The 14365-nt window shown below is 41.3% G+C and carries 18 protein-coding genes and 1 other RNA gene; 15 read left to right on the plus strand and 4 right to left on the minus strand.

Translation table 11 applies throughout. From position 1 onward, the window contains the following. The coding region (locus tag IQ259_RS16560) for a four helix bundle protein (RefSeq protein ID WP_193886685.1) at window positions 1-369 on the minus strand (369 nt) is incomplete at its 3' end. Between the two features lie 131 nt (window positions 370-500). Here IQ259_RS16560 and IQ259_RS16565 point away from each other — a divergent pair. The 11 genes from IQ259_RS16565 (at window position 501) to IQ259_RS16615 (ending at window position 9440) form a co-directional block, all read left to right on the plus strand. Continuing rightward, the gene (locus IQ259_RS16565; protein WP_193886687.1) at window positions 501-659 is read left to right on the plus strand and encodes a hypothetical protein; all 159 of its coding nucleotides are present in this window, start codon (window positions 501-503) and stop codon (window positions 657-659) included. A gap of 283 nt (window positions 660-942) precedes the next feature. After that, the gene (locus tag IQ259_RS16570; RefSeq protein ID WP_193886689.1) at window positions 943-1386 is read left to right on the plus strand and encodes an ATP synthase subunit I; all 444 of its coding nucleotides are present in this window, start codon (window positions 943-945) and stop codon (window positions 1384-1386) included. A gap of 158 nt (window positions 1387-1544) precedes the next feature. Next, window positions 1545-2306 (plus strand): F0F1 ATP synthase subunit A, encoded by a 762-nt coding sequence (gene atpB / locus IQ259_RS16575; protein WP_193886691.1) that lies wholly within the window; start codon window positions 1545-1547, stop codon window positions 2304-2306. A gap of 224 nt (window positions 2307-2530) precedes the next feature. Continuing rightward, the gene (atpE, locus tag IQ259_RS16580) at window positions 2531-2776 is read left to right on the plus strand and encodes an ATP synthase F0 subunit C (RefSeq protein WP_015112744.1); all 246 of its coding nucleotides are present in this window, start codon (window positions 2531-2533) and stop codon (window positions 2774-2776) included. 179 nt (window positions 2777-2955) lie between these two features. Then, window positions 2956-3387: a F0F1 ATP synthase subunit B' gene (locus tag IQ259_RS16585; RefSeq protein WP_193886693.1), complete on the plus strand. Its 432-nt coding sequence runs from the start codon at window positions 2956-2958 to the stop codon at window positions 3385-3387. 316 nt (window positions 3388-3703) lie between these two features. Further along, on the plus strand, window positions 3704-4273 hold the full coding sequence (locus IQ259_RS16590; RefSeq protein ID WP_193886695.1) for a F0F1 ATP synthase subunit B: 570 nt from the start codon (window positions 3704-3706) through the stop codon (window positions 4271-4273). Then, window positions 4273-4824, plus strand: coding sequence for an ATP synthase F1 subunit delta (gene atpH / locus IQ259_RS16595; protein WP_193886697.1), 552 nt, complete (start codon window positions 4273-4275; stop codon window positions 4822-4824). The genes IQ259_RS16590 and atpH overlap by 1 nt, the downstream gene beginning before the upstream one ends. Before the next feature lie 133 nt (window positions 4825-4957). Continuing rightward, window positions 4958-6478: a F0F1 ATP synthase subunit alpha gene (atpA, locus tag IQ259_RS16600; protein ID WP_193886699.1), complete on the plus strand. Its 1521-nt coding sequence runs from the start codon at window positions 4958-4960 to the stop codon at window positions 6476-6478. Between the two features lie 91 nt (window positions 6479-6569). Continuing rightward, window positions 6570-7517 (plus strand): F0F1 ATP synthase subunit gamma, encoded by a 948-nt coding sequence (locus tag IQ259_RS16605; RefSeq protein WP_193886701.1) that lies wholly within the window; start codon window positions 6570-6572, stop codon window positions 7515-7517. Window positions 7518-7872: 355 nt separating this feature from the next. Continuing rightward, window positions 7873-8652: a nucleotidyltransferase gene (locus IQ259_RS16610; protein WP_193886703.1), complete on the plus strand. Its 780-nt coding sequence runs from the start codon at window positions 7873-7875 to the stop codon at window positions 8650-8652. Window positions 8653-8654: 2 nt separating this feature from the next. After that, window positions 8655-9440, plus strand: a complete 786-nt coding sequence (locus tag IQ259_RS16615; protein ID WP_193886704.1) for a hypothetical protein — start codon at window positions 8655-8657, stop codon at window positions 9438-9440. Window positions 9441-9590: 150 nt separating this feature from the next. On the opposite strand, the gene IQ259_RS16620 is transcribed toward IQ259_RS16615, so the two are convergent. Continuing rightward, window positions 9591-9920, minus strand: a complete 330-nt coding sequence (locus IQ259_RS16620) for a helix-turn-helix domain-containing protein (RefSeq protein ID WP_193886706.1) — start codon at window positions 9918-9920, stop codon at window positions 9591-9593. Continuing rightward, complete coding sequence (locus tag IQ259_RS16625; RefSeq protein ID WP_193886708.1) at window positions 9904-10314, minus strand: type II toxin-antitoxin system RelE/ParE family toxin; 411 nt, start codon at window positions 10312-10314, stop codon at window positions 9904-9906. Before IQ259_RS16625 ends, IQ259_RS16620 begins: the two co-directional genes overlap by 17 nt. A gap of 131 nt (window positions 10315-10445) precedes the next feature. On the opposite strand from IQ259_RS16625, the gene IQ259_RS16630 reads away from it, so the two are divergent. After that, window positions 10446-10703: a type II toxin-antitoxin system ParD family antitoxin gene (locus IQ259_RS16630; protein ID WP_193886710.1), complete on the plus strand. Its 258-nt coding sequence runs from the start codon at window positions 10446-10448 to the stop codon at window positions 10701-10703. 51 nt (window positions 10704-10754) lie between these two features. Here the strand turns inward: IQ259_RS16630 and IQ259_RS16635 are convergent, their stop codons facing one another. Next, window positions 10755-11330, minus strand: coding sequence for a Uma2 family endonuclease (locus IQ259_RS16635; RefSeq protein ID WP_193886749.1), 576 nt, complete (start codon window positions 11328-11330; stop codon window positions 10755-10757). Between the two features lie 95 nt (window positions 11331-11425). On the opposite strand from IQ259_RS16635, the gene ssrA reads away from it, so the two are divergent. The 3 genes from ssrA to IQ259_RS16650 all read left to right on the plus strand — a co-directional run bounded on the left by ssrA (window position 11426) and on the right by IQ259_RS16650 (window position 13808). Further along, window positions 11426-11815: a transfer-messenger RNA gene (gene ssrA / locus IQ259_RS16640) on the plus strand. Between the two features lie 140 nt (window positions 11816-11955). After that, the gene (locus tag IQ259_RS16645; protein ID WP_193886712.1) at window positions 11956-13011 is read left to right on the plus strand and encodes a low specificity L-threonine aldolase; all 1056 of its coding nucleotides are present in this window, start codon (window positions 11956-11958) and stop codon (window positions 13009-13011) included. A 164-nt stretch (window positions 13012-13175) separates the two neighbouring features. Next, a complete protein-coding gene (locus tag IQ259_RS16650) occupies window positions 13176-13808 on the plus strand; it encodes a DUF2996 domain-containing protein (RefSeq protein ID WP_193886714.1) in 633 nt (210 codons plus the stop codon). Window positions 13809-14365 lie beyond the last annotated feature (557 nt).

A 14365-nucleotide genomic window follows, 5' to 3' on the forward strand; every position in this document is an offset into this window, starting at 1 on the left:
GGTTACTAAAATGCCTAAAATTCGATTGTAATTTCCATAGATTTCTCTGGCTTGCTCAATATCCAGATAATTACATTTCACTGCAAATTTGAGCCAAGTTTGAGCTTCAGCAGCTTCGGCTTGTCTACGACACGCTCCGCGAACGGAATCATTTAACTTAGCCACAAAAGCTGCTTCATAACGTCTTTTTCTCCACGCCTCTGCTAAATTAGCACAGACAGACCGCGATGATCTACGAATTTGATCAGTAAGCGAATATTTCTCTTCTACAGGAAACTTCTTTGATAACTCGAAAATGTTCATGGCTGCATCAAATGCCATTTGGTACACTTCTAAATCTTCATGACTTTTTATAGGTTTTTTTTCCACACCCTACCCCTATGTTTTATGACATTCTCCCTGTTATAAATTATCCCCCTGCTCCCTGCTCCCTGCTCCCTGCTCCCCGCCCCCTGCCTATTAATCGCAAGCAATTTTGGCCAATCTAATGTAAATTAAGAATGTACACAGCAATGCCCTTTTCAGTGGGTAGTACAAATTTAACAGGCTGGAGTTTAGCAAGGTTCAGCTTTGGTGTGATGTCTAACGACAAGACGTTCCGCGTCTACGCTCCTCAAGCACCAACTAATTTTCTAGACCCAGCTTTTCCAAAACATTAAGTAGCTAATTACACAAAAGTTCTGGAGGTCACTGAATTTTTTAGAACAAAGCAATTGCACATAAAGTTAGGAATTATTCAGGCGGCGATCGCGTTGCATCTTCCTTTGCCTAGTTCCTAGATTTACTCTAGCTTTGTCTTTGCCCATAGTTCAGCTTCTATTACCCTTGGGCAGCAAACAAGAAGTTAATTGTTTTTTTCTAAAGTAATGTTACCGGATCGTGATATGATTCAGCTGACTGAATGTGCAGTCAAAATAGTTAGCTGTACTGGTTTCAAGTCCCGTGAGCTTGTCAGAAGAACCAATCGCACCCACTCCGACAACACAACAAGATACTCCCTCTGGTTTTGAGGAAACAAAACCAGCAAGCACCTCTATGCAGGAGTTCCATCAACTCTATCAGAAGTTGTTGGTAATCACACTTGTTTTGACGGGGATTATATTTATCTCTGTGTGGATTTTTTATTCCTTGAACATTGCCCTGAATTATTTAATTGGGGCGTGTACAGGTGTGGTTTACTTAAAGATGCTGGCTAAAGACGTTGAGCAACTCGGCGCTGAAAAAAATCGTCTGAGCAAAAATCGTTTTGCTCTATTTATTGGGTTGATTATACTAGCAACTCAATGGCACGATCTACATGTAATGCCCATATTTTTGGGATTTCTCACTTACAAAGCCACGCTCCTCGTCTATACGGTGCAAACTGCGTTCCTTCCTGATTCTTAAAACAGTGAACAGTGAACAGTGAACAGTAAACAGGGTTCTGGTGTACATAGAAGCAGACAAACTTGACAACTGATAACTGATAACTGATAACTGCTTAACAAGTCAGGCTCACAAAGACAATACACCCATCCTCGCTTGTTGGGGAAAATGCTTGAAGAATGCAAATGCTTAGTGTCTTAAACGCCTTTAATTCTTTTCCCCTCGCCGAATTAGAAGTAGGTCAACATTTCTACTGGCAATTAGGCAATCTTAAAATTCATGGGCAAGTTTTTCTCACCTCATGGTTTGTGATTAGCATTCTAGTAGTAGCTTCATTAGCAGCTACTCGCAACATACAAAAAGTTCCTAGTGGCATCCAAAACCTGATGGAATATGCCCTGGAATTTATTCGGGATCTAGCAAAAAACCAACTTGGTGAGAAAGAGTACCGCCCTTGGGTACCATTTATTGGTACATTGTTCTTGTTTATCTTCGTATCGAACTGGTCAGGCGCTTTAATTCCTTGGAAGCTGATCAAGCTACCATCTGGTGAATTAGCAGCTCCCACCAACGACATCAATACGACGGTAGCATTGGCGCTGCTGACTTCCCTGGCTTACTTTTACGCAGGTTTCAGCAAGCGGGGTCTGGGCTACTTCAAGAAATACATAGAGCCGACACCCGTTTTGTTGCCGATCGCCATTCTTGAAGATTTTACTAAGCCCCTCTCCCTAAGCTTCCGTCTTTTCGGTAACATCTTGGCGGATGAATTGGTAGTGGCGGTATTAGTGCTGCTCGTTCCTTTATTTGTACCTCTACCTGTAATGGCCTTGGGTTTATTTACCAGTGCCATTCAAGCGCTGGTGTTTGCTACCCTAGCTGGGGCATACATTCATGAGGCAATGGAAGGACACGGCGGCGAAGAGCATGAGGAGCATTAAATCAGTAAACAGTAAACAGTAAAAAGTTATCATGCAAGTTGATAACTGATAACTGATAACTGATAACTGTTAATCTGCTCAGTTGTTAGCACAGTTCCGACGAGCATTCATGCTCAAAACGTCGCAAAACGCGATTTGCGAGAACTCGGTGCAGCGTGAAAAAACACGTCTTTACTAGTTAATTTACATTTGTTAGTTCTGTAATTAAAGCAAGGAAAATCAACATGGATCCATTAGTTTCTGCTGCTTCAGTTCTGGCTGCTGCTCTAGCAATTGGTTTGGCTGCGATCGGCCCTGGTATTGGACAAGGTAACGCTGCTGGTCAAGCAGTAGAAGGTATTGCCCGTCAACCAGAAGCAGAAGGCAAAATTCGCGGTACTCTGCTGTTAACCTTGGCGTTCATGGAATCCTTGACTATCTACGGTCTGGTAATCGCCCTAGTGTTACTGTTTGCTAACCCCTTCGCATAAGAACTCAAAGTTTTTTTAGTGTAGAGACGTGAAACATCACGCCTCTACAGTTGTAAAACTTTGAGTATTAAGTGGTTCTGATGTCGGCTGACCCTTGTGGCTATGGGTCTCTAAAATACGAACAGGTTGGATGATGTTGCAAGCCATGAAAACTGCTACTCCAGCCAAAGAGGAGAGAAATGTTTGATTTCGATGCTACCTTGCCTTTTATGGCATTGCAGTTCCTGCTATTGGCAGCCTTGTTGAATGTAATTTTCTATAAACCACTGACCAAGGTACTAGACGATCGCGATAACTATATCCGAACAAATACCTTAGAAGCTAAGGAACGTATAGCTAAAGCCGAACGCTTAACTAAAGAATATGAGCAGCAGCTGGCAGACGCTCGTAGGCAGTCGCAAGCCGCTCTAGAAACAGCCCAGGCGGAAGCTAAGAAAATTACTGCCCAGAAAATTGCTGAGGCACAACAAGAAGCTCAAACTCAAAGAGAGAAAGCTGCTATTGAAATAGAGCAACAAAAGCAGGAAGCAATGCGTTCCTTAGAACAACAAGTTGATGCTCTAAGCAGACAGATTCTAGAAAAACTATTAGGGCCGAGTCTAGCTAGATAAGCTGGAGATTATTGGCCTAGTGAAAGCATACGCGCCACTGGGTATTTGTCCCAGAGCGCTTAATTAAGTGTCAACCAATTTTGGATTTTGGATTGCCGTTAGCGAGTCTGCGAGCGTCTTTTGGATTGACCTTACCAAGTTTTGGATTTTGGATTGCCGATTGATAAATTACCCAATCTAAAACCACAAATCTAAAATTTCGGTGGGGTATAAACCAAAAAATCTAAAATTTAAAATTTAAAATCTAAAATTCGTAGGCACTTTTTTCCTCCGGGAAAACAAAAACTTAATTAGCAAGCGAGCAGCGCACTTGTAGATGGGTATCATGGGCACTTTCTTATTACTTGCCGCAGAAGCTCAAGCTGTTCACTCTGAATTGGCAGAAGGCGCAGCAGAAGGTGGTTTCGGTCTAAACCTAGACATCTTTGAAACCAATCTCATAAACCTAGTGATTCTGATTGGCATACTATTCTACTTTGGACGTAAAGTTTTAAGCAATATCCTGAGCGATCGCAGAACCAATATCGAAACTGCCATTCAGGAAGCAGAACAACGCTTAAAAGAAGCACAAACTTCTCTTTCGCAAGCACAAGAACAATTGACCCAGGCTCAAACTGAGGCACAACGCATCCGCCAAGCAGCCGAAGAAAGCGCCCAGGCAACAAAACAAGCCCTGTTGGAAAAAGCAGTACAAGACGTAGAACGCTTGAAACAAACAGCAGCGGCAGATTTAAACACCGAAAGAGAGCGAGCGCTTACCGAATTGCGGCAGCGAGTAGCCGTTCTAGCATTACAACAAGTCGAGTCACAGCTGCGCTCTGGTGTTGCTGACGATGTTCAACAAGCACTAATTGACAACAGCATCGCTCAGGTGGGAGGACGGTAATGAAAAGTAATGTAGAAACAGCCGAAATCGCCCAACCTTATGCACAGGCGTTGATGTCCGTAGCACAATCCAAAAATCTGACAGAAGAGTTCGGTAACGATGCTCGTTCTTTACTAGACTTGTTGCAAAATTCCCAACAACTGCGGAGCTTGATCGACAACCCCTTTATTGCGCCTGACAGCAAAAAAGCAGTGATCAGTCAAATAAGTGAAGGCGGTAATCCGTATTTACGGAACTTTTTGCTACTTTTAGTAGACAAACGACGCATTTTCTTCCTAGATCAGATTTTAAAGCAGTATCTGGCATTGTTGCGACAGCTGAATCAAACTGTATTAGCAGAAGTAAGTTCTGCTATTCCTCTCTCACCAGAGCAGGAGCAAGCGATAAAAGAGAGAGTCATCGCCATCACCAATGCTCGTCAAGTAGAACTGGAAACTAAAGTAGACAGCGAATTGATTGGTGGTGTAATTATCAAAGTTGGCTCACAAGTAATTGACGCTAGTTTACGCGGTCAACTACGACGCTTGTCCTTACGCTTAACCAGCGGCTAAATGGAGGCAGGAGGCAGGAGGCAGAAGGCAGAAGGCAGGAGGAAAATTTATTACTCAGCACTCGGTACTCAGCACTCAGCACTCGGCACTTTACTATCAAACTTTTCCGTGTTGCAAGAAAAAAACATAAACCATGAGCATATCAATCAGACCTGACGAAATTAGCAGCATTATTCAACAGCAAATTGAGCAATACGACCAAGAAGTCAAAGTTGCTAACGTTGGTACCGTTCTGCAAGTTGGTGACGGTATTGCCCGGATTTATGGCCTAGAAAAGGCTATGGCTGGGGAACTTTTGGAATTTGAAGATGGCACCATCGGTATCGCCCAAAACTTGGAAGAAGACAACGTGGGTGCGGTACTCATGGGTACAGGTAATAACATCCAAGAAGGTAGCTCTGTAAGAGCGACCGGAAGAATTGCTCAGGTTCCCGTAGGTGACACCTTAGTTGGCCGGGTGGTTGACGCTTTAGGTCGCGCAATCGATGGTAAAGGCGACATCAAAACCACCGAAAGTCGTTTGATTGAATCTCCAGCACCTGGTATTGTGGCTCGTCGGTCAGTACACGAACCCATGCAAACAGGGATTACCGCTATCGACTCCATGATTCCCATCGGTCGGGGTCAGCGGGAATTGATTATTGGTGATCGCCAAACTGGTAAAACCGCGATCGCGATCGATACTATCATTAACCAAAAAGGTGAAGATGTAGTTTGCGTTTATGTGGCGATCGGTCAAAAAGCTTCAACCGTTGCTAACGTAGTCCAAACCCTCCAAGAAAAAGGCGCAATGGACTACACCGTAGTTGTTGCAGCTAGTGCCAGTGAACCCGCTACATTACAATACCTAGCTCCTTATACTGGCGCTACTATTGCTGAGTACTTCATGTACAAAGGCAAAGCCACCTTAGTAATTTACGACGACCTTTCCAAGCAAGCCCAAGCTTATCGCCAAATGTCCTTGCTGCTACGTCGTCCACCCGGACGGGAAGCATACCCAGGAGACGTATTCTACATCCACTCTCGCTTATTGGAGCGAGCAGCTAAACTCAGCGATGAATTAGGTAAAGGCAGTATGACTGCACTACCAATCATCGAAACCCAAGCAGGTGACGTATCTGCTTACATTCCTACTAACGTAATTTCCATCACCGATGGTCAGATTTTCTTATCTTCTGACTTGTTCAACGCTGGTGTGCGTCCCGCTGTAAACCCTGGTATCTCCGTATCCCGTGTAGGTTCTGCGGCACAAACCAAAGCAATGAAAAAAGTTGCTGGTAAGATTAAACTCGAACTAGCACAATTTGACGACCTCCAAGCCTTCGCGCAATTTGCTTCTGACTTGGATAAAGCTACCCAAGACCAGTTAGCACGGGGTCAACGCTTACGGGAACTCCTCAAGCAGTCCCAAAACGAGCCTCTGTCTGTAGCTGAACAAGTGGCAATCCTCTACGCTGGGATTAACGGTTACTTAGATGATATCGCCGTTGACAAAGTAACCAGCTTCACCAAAGGTTTCCGGGAATACTTGAAAACTGGTAAGTCTCCCTATTACCAAGCAGTACAAACTAAAAAAGTACTAGCTGATGATGAAGAAGCCGCTTTGAAGGCAGCATTGGAAGATTACAAAAAGACCTTCAAAGCCACAGCGTAATTTAGTCAAGCATCAAGGGTCAACAGTCAAACAACGCCAGACTTTTGACCCTTAACTGTTGACCATTGACCATTGACTACTGACAAAAAATATGCCTAACCTCAAAGCAATACGCGATCGCATTCAGTCGGTCAAAAACACCAAAAAAATCACAGAAGCCATGCGGCTAGTCGCTGCGGCGAGAGTACGTCGGGCGCAAGAACAAGTCCTGGCTACTCGTCCATTCGCTGACCGATTAGCGCAAGTACTATATGGTCTACAAACCCGTCTGCGGTTTGAAGAAGCCAACCTGCCACTACTGAGAAAACGCGAAGTTAAATCAGTCGGGTTGTTAGTCATATCTGGCGACAGAGGTTTGTGTGGTGGTTACAACACCAACGTCATCCGTCGCGCTGAAAACCGTGCCAAGGAACTCAAGGCAGAAGGTATAGACTACACATTTGTACTAGTCGGCCGTAAAGCCACCCAATACTTCCAACGTCGTGAACAGCCTATTGATGCTACCTACAGTGGCTTAGAGCAAATTCCTACTGCTGAGGAAGCTAACAAGATTGCTGACGAGTTGCTGTCTTTGTTCCTCTCGGAAAAAGTAGACCGCATCGAATTAATCTATACCCGTTTCGTCTCCCTAGTTAGTTCTCGTCCGGTAGTTCAAACTTTGCTACCTCTTGATACCCAAGGTTTAGAAGCAGCAGACGACGAAATCTTCCGTCTTACAACTCGTGGTGGTCAGTTTGAAGTCGAACGGCAGAAAGTGACTGCTCAAGTCCAACCCCTAGCCCGCGACATGATTTTTGAGCAAGACCCAGTACAAATTTTGGATTCCTTGCTACCTCTGTATTTGAGTAATCAATTACTACGGGCATTACAAGAATCTGCTGCTAGTGAACTAGCAGCACGGATGACAGCTATGAGTAACGCCAGCGACAACGCCGGTGAATTAATTAAAAGCTTATCGCTGTCTTACAACAAAGCCCGACAAGCTGCTATTACTCAAGAACTCCTAGAGGTTGTCGGCGGTGCAGAAGCACTGAGTTAGGAACAAGTTAATTGGTAACTATAATTAATAGCTAATTGCTGGTGATGTTAAAACCTAGCAATTAGCTATTTTTGCTTTTGAGGATGTTTTAACAAACAAGTTTTATACAAATCGTTGTCGTGTTGGTGTTCCCAACGGTAATAGAATGCTTGAGAGTATTGATTACACGTTTTATCATAAAACTACCAATAAACATTAATTAGTGGTGATATACTGGGTAGACTTTCTCAAAACTACATTAATAGCTTAAAAAAATCTAAAAAATATACACTTCTTTTCTAATTTTACGCCACAACAAAAATGGGCATGAGTTTACTCTGAAAAGTCAATTTATTTAGCTCAATGTTAAAGAACTATGTCCGTAAATTCCCACTTAACAAGTCTAGCAAGCACTCTCGTCCTTGATGATGTGGAAGAACTGAGTATTTCTACTTCTATTAAAACGCTTTCATCTAGGCTGAATTTATACTTTGACAGTATGGTGACTGGCCACTTTCAATTTGGTTCTAGCACTCGTGGCACTATTCTTCCGCGCAAAGTAGACAAATATTCTGATATAGATTACATGGTTGTATTTAAGACATCAGATGGACAAAAGAAACCACAAACTTATCTTGACCGTCTTAGACATTTCGTGGAGTTAAAGTACTCTAGATCAGAAATTTGCCAATCACATCCCACAATTGTTCTGTCTTTAAATCACATCAATTTTGAACTTGTTCCAGCAATCTACTACTCTGGTTATCAGATTCCCTCGCCAGCGTCATCCTGGCTAGAATGGACAACTACAGATCCTGTTGCAACTAATCAATTGCTTCAAGCGCATAACAAAAACAATAATTATCAAATTAAACCATTAGTCAGATTAGTAAAATATTGGAATACGCTTAATGACTATCCATTTACTTCATTTTCGCTAGAGCAATATATTGTGAGTCGGCCATTCTTTCAATGCTCACTTTTAAAAGATTACTTTTATGAGTTTTGGTCAGGTTTCAATTGTAGCTACAATGATGCTCAATACAAAAAGAATATAGTTAATAGTGCCAAGAATCATGCAATAAAAGCTAAGGAGTATGAGAATAATAATATGCCTATGAATGCAGAGTTAGAAATAAGAAAAATTGTACCATAGTTATGAATAATAAAAGTACACAGAAACTTGATGAAGTCTCCCAGTATTACGCTCCAATTAAAAAACTTGAGACTATTAGTATGGTACTTTTCTGGAGCAATGCAGCCTTGTCGTTAGCCATACCATACTCTGTTTCAATTATTGGAAAGGCAGGGACAGGTATTTTCCAAGTATTTTTCCTTGTTTTGGTTTTGATATATTTCAGCATTTCTCAAGTATCAAGTTTGTATCTAGTACCTAGAGCAGAACTAATGAGAAGAAAGCAGTTGCTTTCCGACTCATTTGGAGTACCACTTTCTCAAGACCATACATCTCTTTACTACAACAATTCATTTTCTCCGTCGGTACAACGCCTTGGGGCAAATACTATGGAAAACGCCCTCTTTAGCAAGGAAATTGCTTCAAGGATGTTGGGTCGTAAGAGAATTATTATTTTTGGATATCTTTTAGCTTGGCTATTTGCTTTTTTCCTCCGCCATGACCATCTTGAACTGCTTGCATGGATTACACAGTTAGTTTTTTCTGGTGAAATTATTGCTGAATGGTTGAAACTTGAAATTCTTCGATTTCGCTATGAACGAACGTATGACGATCTTTATTCCCATTTTCTGCATAAAATAGGACAGGATTCCTCTCATGCCACTGCCAATGTATTGAATTCTTTCGTAAACTATGAAGCAGCAAAATCTAGTGCTGGAATATTGCTTTCAACAGATGACTTTGAGAAATTAAATCCGACTTTAAGCAAGCGATGGGAGAAAATTTGTCAAGAACTCGATATGAAGTAGAGACAGATATAGTGGTGTAATGGCGGTAAAAAAGTCTGCATAATGGCATTAATTCTCAAACGATTTTATTGCGATCGCCAATTTACACAGCATAATAATAATAGATTGGGTGAGCGATCGCTAAATCTATCGTTAAATGTACATTAATAGTTAATAGCAAACTACAGTAGTAGAAGCAGAAGAACGATTTTCGGGCTTAGGTTTGACTCTAATTTCTACGTCATTGCCCAAAATATTCAAAAATTTTATTAATCTGTCAACTGAAAAATCTTTTAGTTTACCTCTAATTAAAGCAGAAACTTTTGGTTGATCTATACCTAAAATTTCCGCAGCTTGAACCTGAGTTAGTTTTTGATTAGTAATAATTTCACTAATTTTTATCGCCAGTTCAGCTTTAACTAAACATTCTTCAGGATTAGATAAACCTAAATCAGCAAATACATTACCACTACCACTAACAATTTTATTCTGTTTGTCCATCTTTATTCGCCTCGCTTCTTTTAGTCTCTTGTAAATAATCCTCTTTAGCTGCTTTTAATCTCTTTTCTACTAATTCAATATCTTGTTTTGGTGTAGAAATACCATGTTTTGATTTCTTTTGAAAAGAATGTAGTAAATAAACAAAACCTTCAAACTTAACAGTGTATATTGCTCTATAAGTATCCCCATCAAAATCATCGACAATTTCTAAAACACCTGCGCCTGAAAACCCGCCTAAAGGTTTTGCATCTGGATGCTTTTTACCCGGTTGTGCCAACTCAAGAGCATATCCCATTACATCCTGTACATCTTCAGGAAATTCTTTTAAATCATCAAGTGCGCTGGCTATGGATTTAAATTTTTTTAGCTGTGGTTTTTCTTGTTTTGTATCCATGCACTATAAATTATGCTGAAATTAGCATATTGTGTCAATAAGTAATTTTGGCACATAAAGCAATAACAAATTTAGACATTTTTTGTTATTCCCGGTAGGATAATTGCTATCAGCCTATAGGGAGGTAGCAGATGAACGTTTCTTTAACCCCCGAATTGGAAAAGTGGGTACAATCTAAAGTTGAAAGCGGTATGTATACTTCTGCAAGTGAAGTTATCCGTGAAGGTTTACGGCTTCTCAAGGAACAAGATGCTTTGAAAGAAATACGCCTTGCAGAGTTGCGTAGGGAAATTCAGCAGGGAATTGATAGCGGAGAATCTACACCTTTAAACATGGATGAAATTATCGCCAAGGCAAAACAACAACGGCAGGGGAAAGAATCTGCATAGTGGCGATAATTCTCAAAAAACGAACAGTAGATAAGTATTATTGCGATCGCCTTAACCTCTTGACACAAAAAGACGTGCTACTTCACAGGCAAAGTTAGGGAGCAACGGTGACGTAATCACATCATCCACGAGTAAGGTCGTTACCAGTTTTAATTGAGCATTGTCTCGTCGATAGACTTCAATCCTTTGAGCGATGCGATCAACAATCCAATATTCCCGCACTCCCTGAAGCGAATACAATTTCAACTTAGCTAATCGATCGCGGTCTTCATTGGCTTTTCCCGGCGACAGCACTTCCACCACCAGTTCCGGCGCTCCGCGAAAATGCCCAGCTTCATCTTGAATTTGAGCCAACCGTTCATAACTCACCCACACTACATCAGGCGCTACATTATCAGAGTCCGAAAAAATCAGTCCTGGCATAATGGAGGGTTCACCCAAACCACTATCTATCGACCAAGTGTTTAGCACTGAAAAGATACATCCTATGACATGCTGATGTTTATGGTGGGGCGATCGCGTCACAAACAGTTCTCCGTCAATAATTTCATAACGAATCCATTCATTATCAGGTAATGCTGCGACATCTTGAATTGTCCAGCGAACGCCGCCTGTAGTCTGGCTCATGACAGTTAAGGGTGCGGAATGTAGGTTTAATATTTCTTTGTCATCTTGTAACACATTTCGCCAACAGCGAACTATAATAGGAATATAAAGCACAGGGGTCCGTAACGGTTTCGACAGGTTGGCGAACGCTACTCTGTGATTCAGGTCGAGAGTGAGTCTCCTCTCGAAAATCAAAGGCTCAAAAAAAAGTAAATGCGAATAACATCGTTAAATTTGCTCGTCGGGAAGCTCTAGTAGCTGCCTAAAACGCCTCTTATAGGTTCGAGCGTCTCTAGTTTGACTCCGTTAAGGATTAGAGACCAACCCCCAACGGATGCTCTAACAAGCGTTCTCTGGTTGGCTTGTTAGCTAAGATTAAATCAGAGCATCCTACGTTCGGGATAATGAACGATTCCCGCCTTGAGGGTCAGAAAGGCTAAACCTGTGAATGAGCGGGGGGTCAATACCCAATTTGGACAGCAGTTCGACTCTGCTCGGATCCATTAAAATTAATCCTTAAATCCACCAAACAATTGTTTAGGTGGATTTTGTTTTGGAGCTATAAAATGGTACTGCAAACTAAAATCATATAATTTCTACTTCATAGATTATGATTCGGTAGCGATGATTTTTGCCCATGAAAAATATGAGTATTAACACAGAACAGTTTGCCAGTGATAATTACTCTGGTATTTGTCCAGAAGCACTAGAGTATATGCTTCAAGCTAATCTTGTTAGTGCGCCAGCCTACGGTAACGATGAATGGACTCAAAAAGCGGCTGACTATTTTCGGGAATTGTTTGAAATTGATTGTGAGGTATTTTTTACCTTTAATGGAACAGCAGCTAATTCTTTATCTTTAGCAGCATTGTGTCAGTCATATCATAGTGTGATTTGTCATGAAACAGCCCATATAGAAACAGATGAATGTGGTGCGCCTGAATTTGCTTCTAACGGTTCTAAACTTCTATTGGCTCCAGGGGAAAATGGCAAATTAACAGCACAAAATATAGAAGCCATTATTACCAAGCGTACAGACATTCATTATCCTAAAGCTAAAGTTATTAGTATTACGCAATCAACAGAATTAGGAACTGTATATTCTGTTGAAGAACTCTTAGAAATTAAAGAAATTGCACAAAAATATAAATTAAAAATTCATATGGATGGCGCTCGGTTTGCTAACGCCGTTGCTGCTATGAATAAAAGCCTCGCAGAAATGACTTGGAAAAGTGGTGTAGATGTGCTGTGTTTTTGTGGGACAAAAAATGGCATGGCTTTAGGGGAAGCAATTATCTTTTTTAATAAAGCCTTAGCAGAAGATTTTGATTATCGCTGTAAGCAAGCAGGGCAATTAGCTTCTAAAATGCGGTTTATTTCGGCTCCTTGGTTAGGTTTGTTAGAAACAGGCGCATGGCTCAAAAATGCCAGACATGCTAACCAATGTGCAGAATATTTAGAAAATCAACTATTACAAATAGAAAGTGTAAATGGTTTAGAAATTATGTTTCCGAGAGAAGCCAATGCTGTGTTTGTCAAACTGCCAGAGCAAGTTATTCAAAGTTTAAAAGAAAAAAACTGGCAATTTTATACATTTATTGGTGTAGGAGGAGTACGTTTTATGTGTTCTTGGAATACAACCAAATCCAGAATGGATGAGTTAATTAGAGATATTCAACAAGCGAGCGATCGCCTAAATTAATCCAAACAGGCAGAGAGTAAGGGAGCAGAGGGGATAAAATGACGAATAACCATTGACTATTAACTCTTGACTAGTAACTAGCTCTTCTATGTCAAAATCAAGATAAGTTAGTACTCAAAGGTGAGCGATCGCTCCCAAAGCTAGATAAAGGATTGACCTGAGCAATGGCAGACGAAACCAATCACAATCAAGCGGGAGAGGTAGCTCCCAGCACTGTTGACAAACAAGCTCCCACTGTCGCCGAAGCAAACGCCCCCAGCACCAGCGAACCAGTAGCGACAGATATACCTACTGCCAACACGCCAGATCCCAAAGCAGCAAACCCAAAAGTTAACCCCAATGCTGCTAAAACCGCCGCCGCTAAAGCCGAAGATGGAGAAGAAAAACCCGCCGCCGCTAAAGCCGCGAAAAAAGAGAAAGCCCCAGCAGTTGAAGATAAGCCGTTTGCCGAGTTTATCCAGCAAGAGTATTTACCTGCTTTGCAAAAGGCGATCGCTGAAGAAGGCGTACAGGATTTACAATTGTCTTTTGCCAAGCAGCAACTTCCCATCGCTGGCTTACCTTCAGATGAAGAATACTGGCAAGTTATTGGTAGTTGGCAAAATGGCCAGCGTCAATTTAACGTGTATTTCCCCGATGAAGATATTCAAGGGCAAAAAGGTTTTTCCTGCAACGAAGGCAAAAAAACCAGTACTCTTGAGTCCTTCTTAATCGACGAGCGGAAAACTACACTTGATTTATTAGTATTTGGCTTAGTGCGGCGCTTGAACAGTCAAAAATGGCTAGGTAGAAATTAGTTGCTTAGAAACTGTTCACGCACCGTCCAAAGATAAATTCAGTAAAGTATTGTTACAAATCACTCCTTTGTTTTGCCAAAGGAAAAATAGCTCAGGAAGTAAGAGAAAGAAACTAAGTTGAGCTTTCCTCTTGCTTTCTGAGAATTTTTTTAATATCCTTTTGGCTACTAATACCAATTCACAATTCGCAATGACGCTCTCTACGAGACGCTAAAAGCGTAGACTTCGGCGTGAGCTTAGTCGAACGCTTGCTTCTCCGCAGGAGTACGCGCACTCGCTAACGCAATTCGCAATTAAAAAACTTAGACGCAGTAAAGTTTTCAGGGTTTGCATCTGTATCAAAATTTTCGTGAAATGGTATAACACTATGAGAATTGCAATAGATTTTAAATTATTTTTATTTAAAAAAAATACAAAATTTAATCAGCAAAATCCCAGAGTAGGAAGTAGTATAAAATCAAGCCTTAGTTATTTATAGAATTAGTTATAGACCAGAAATGTTGAATACACTAAACTCATGGATAGTGTAGCTATCAAGGTATGGGAAGTAGCACATT

Source organism: Fortiea sp. LEGE XX443, assembly GCF_015206815.1.
Classification (GTDB): Bacteria; Cyanobacteriota; Cyanobacteriia; order Cyanobacteriales; family Nostocaceae; genus Nostoc_B.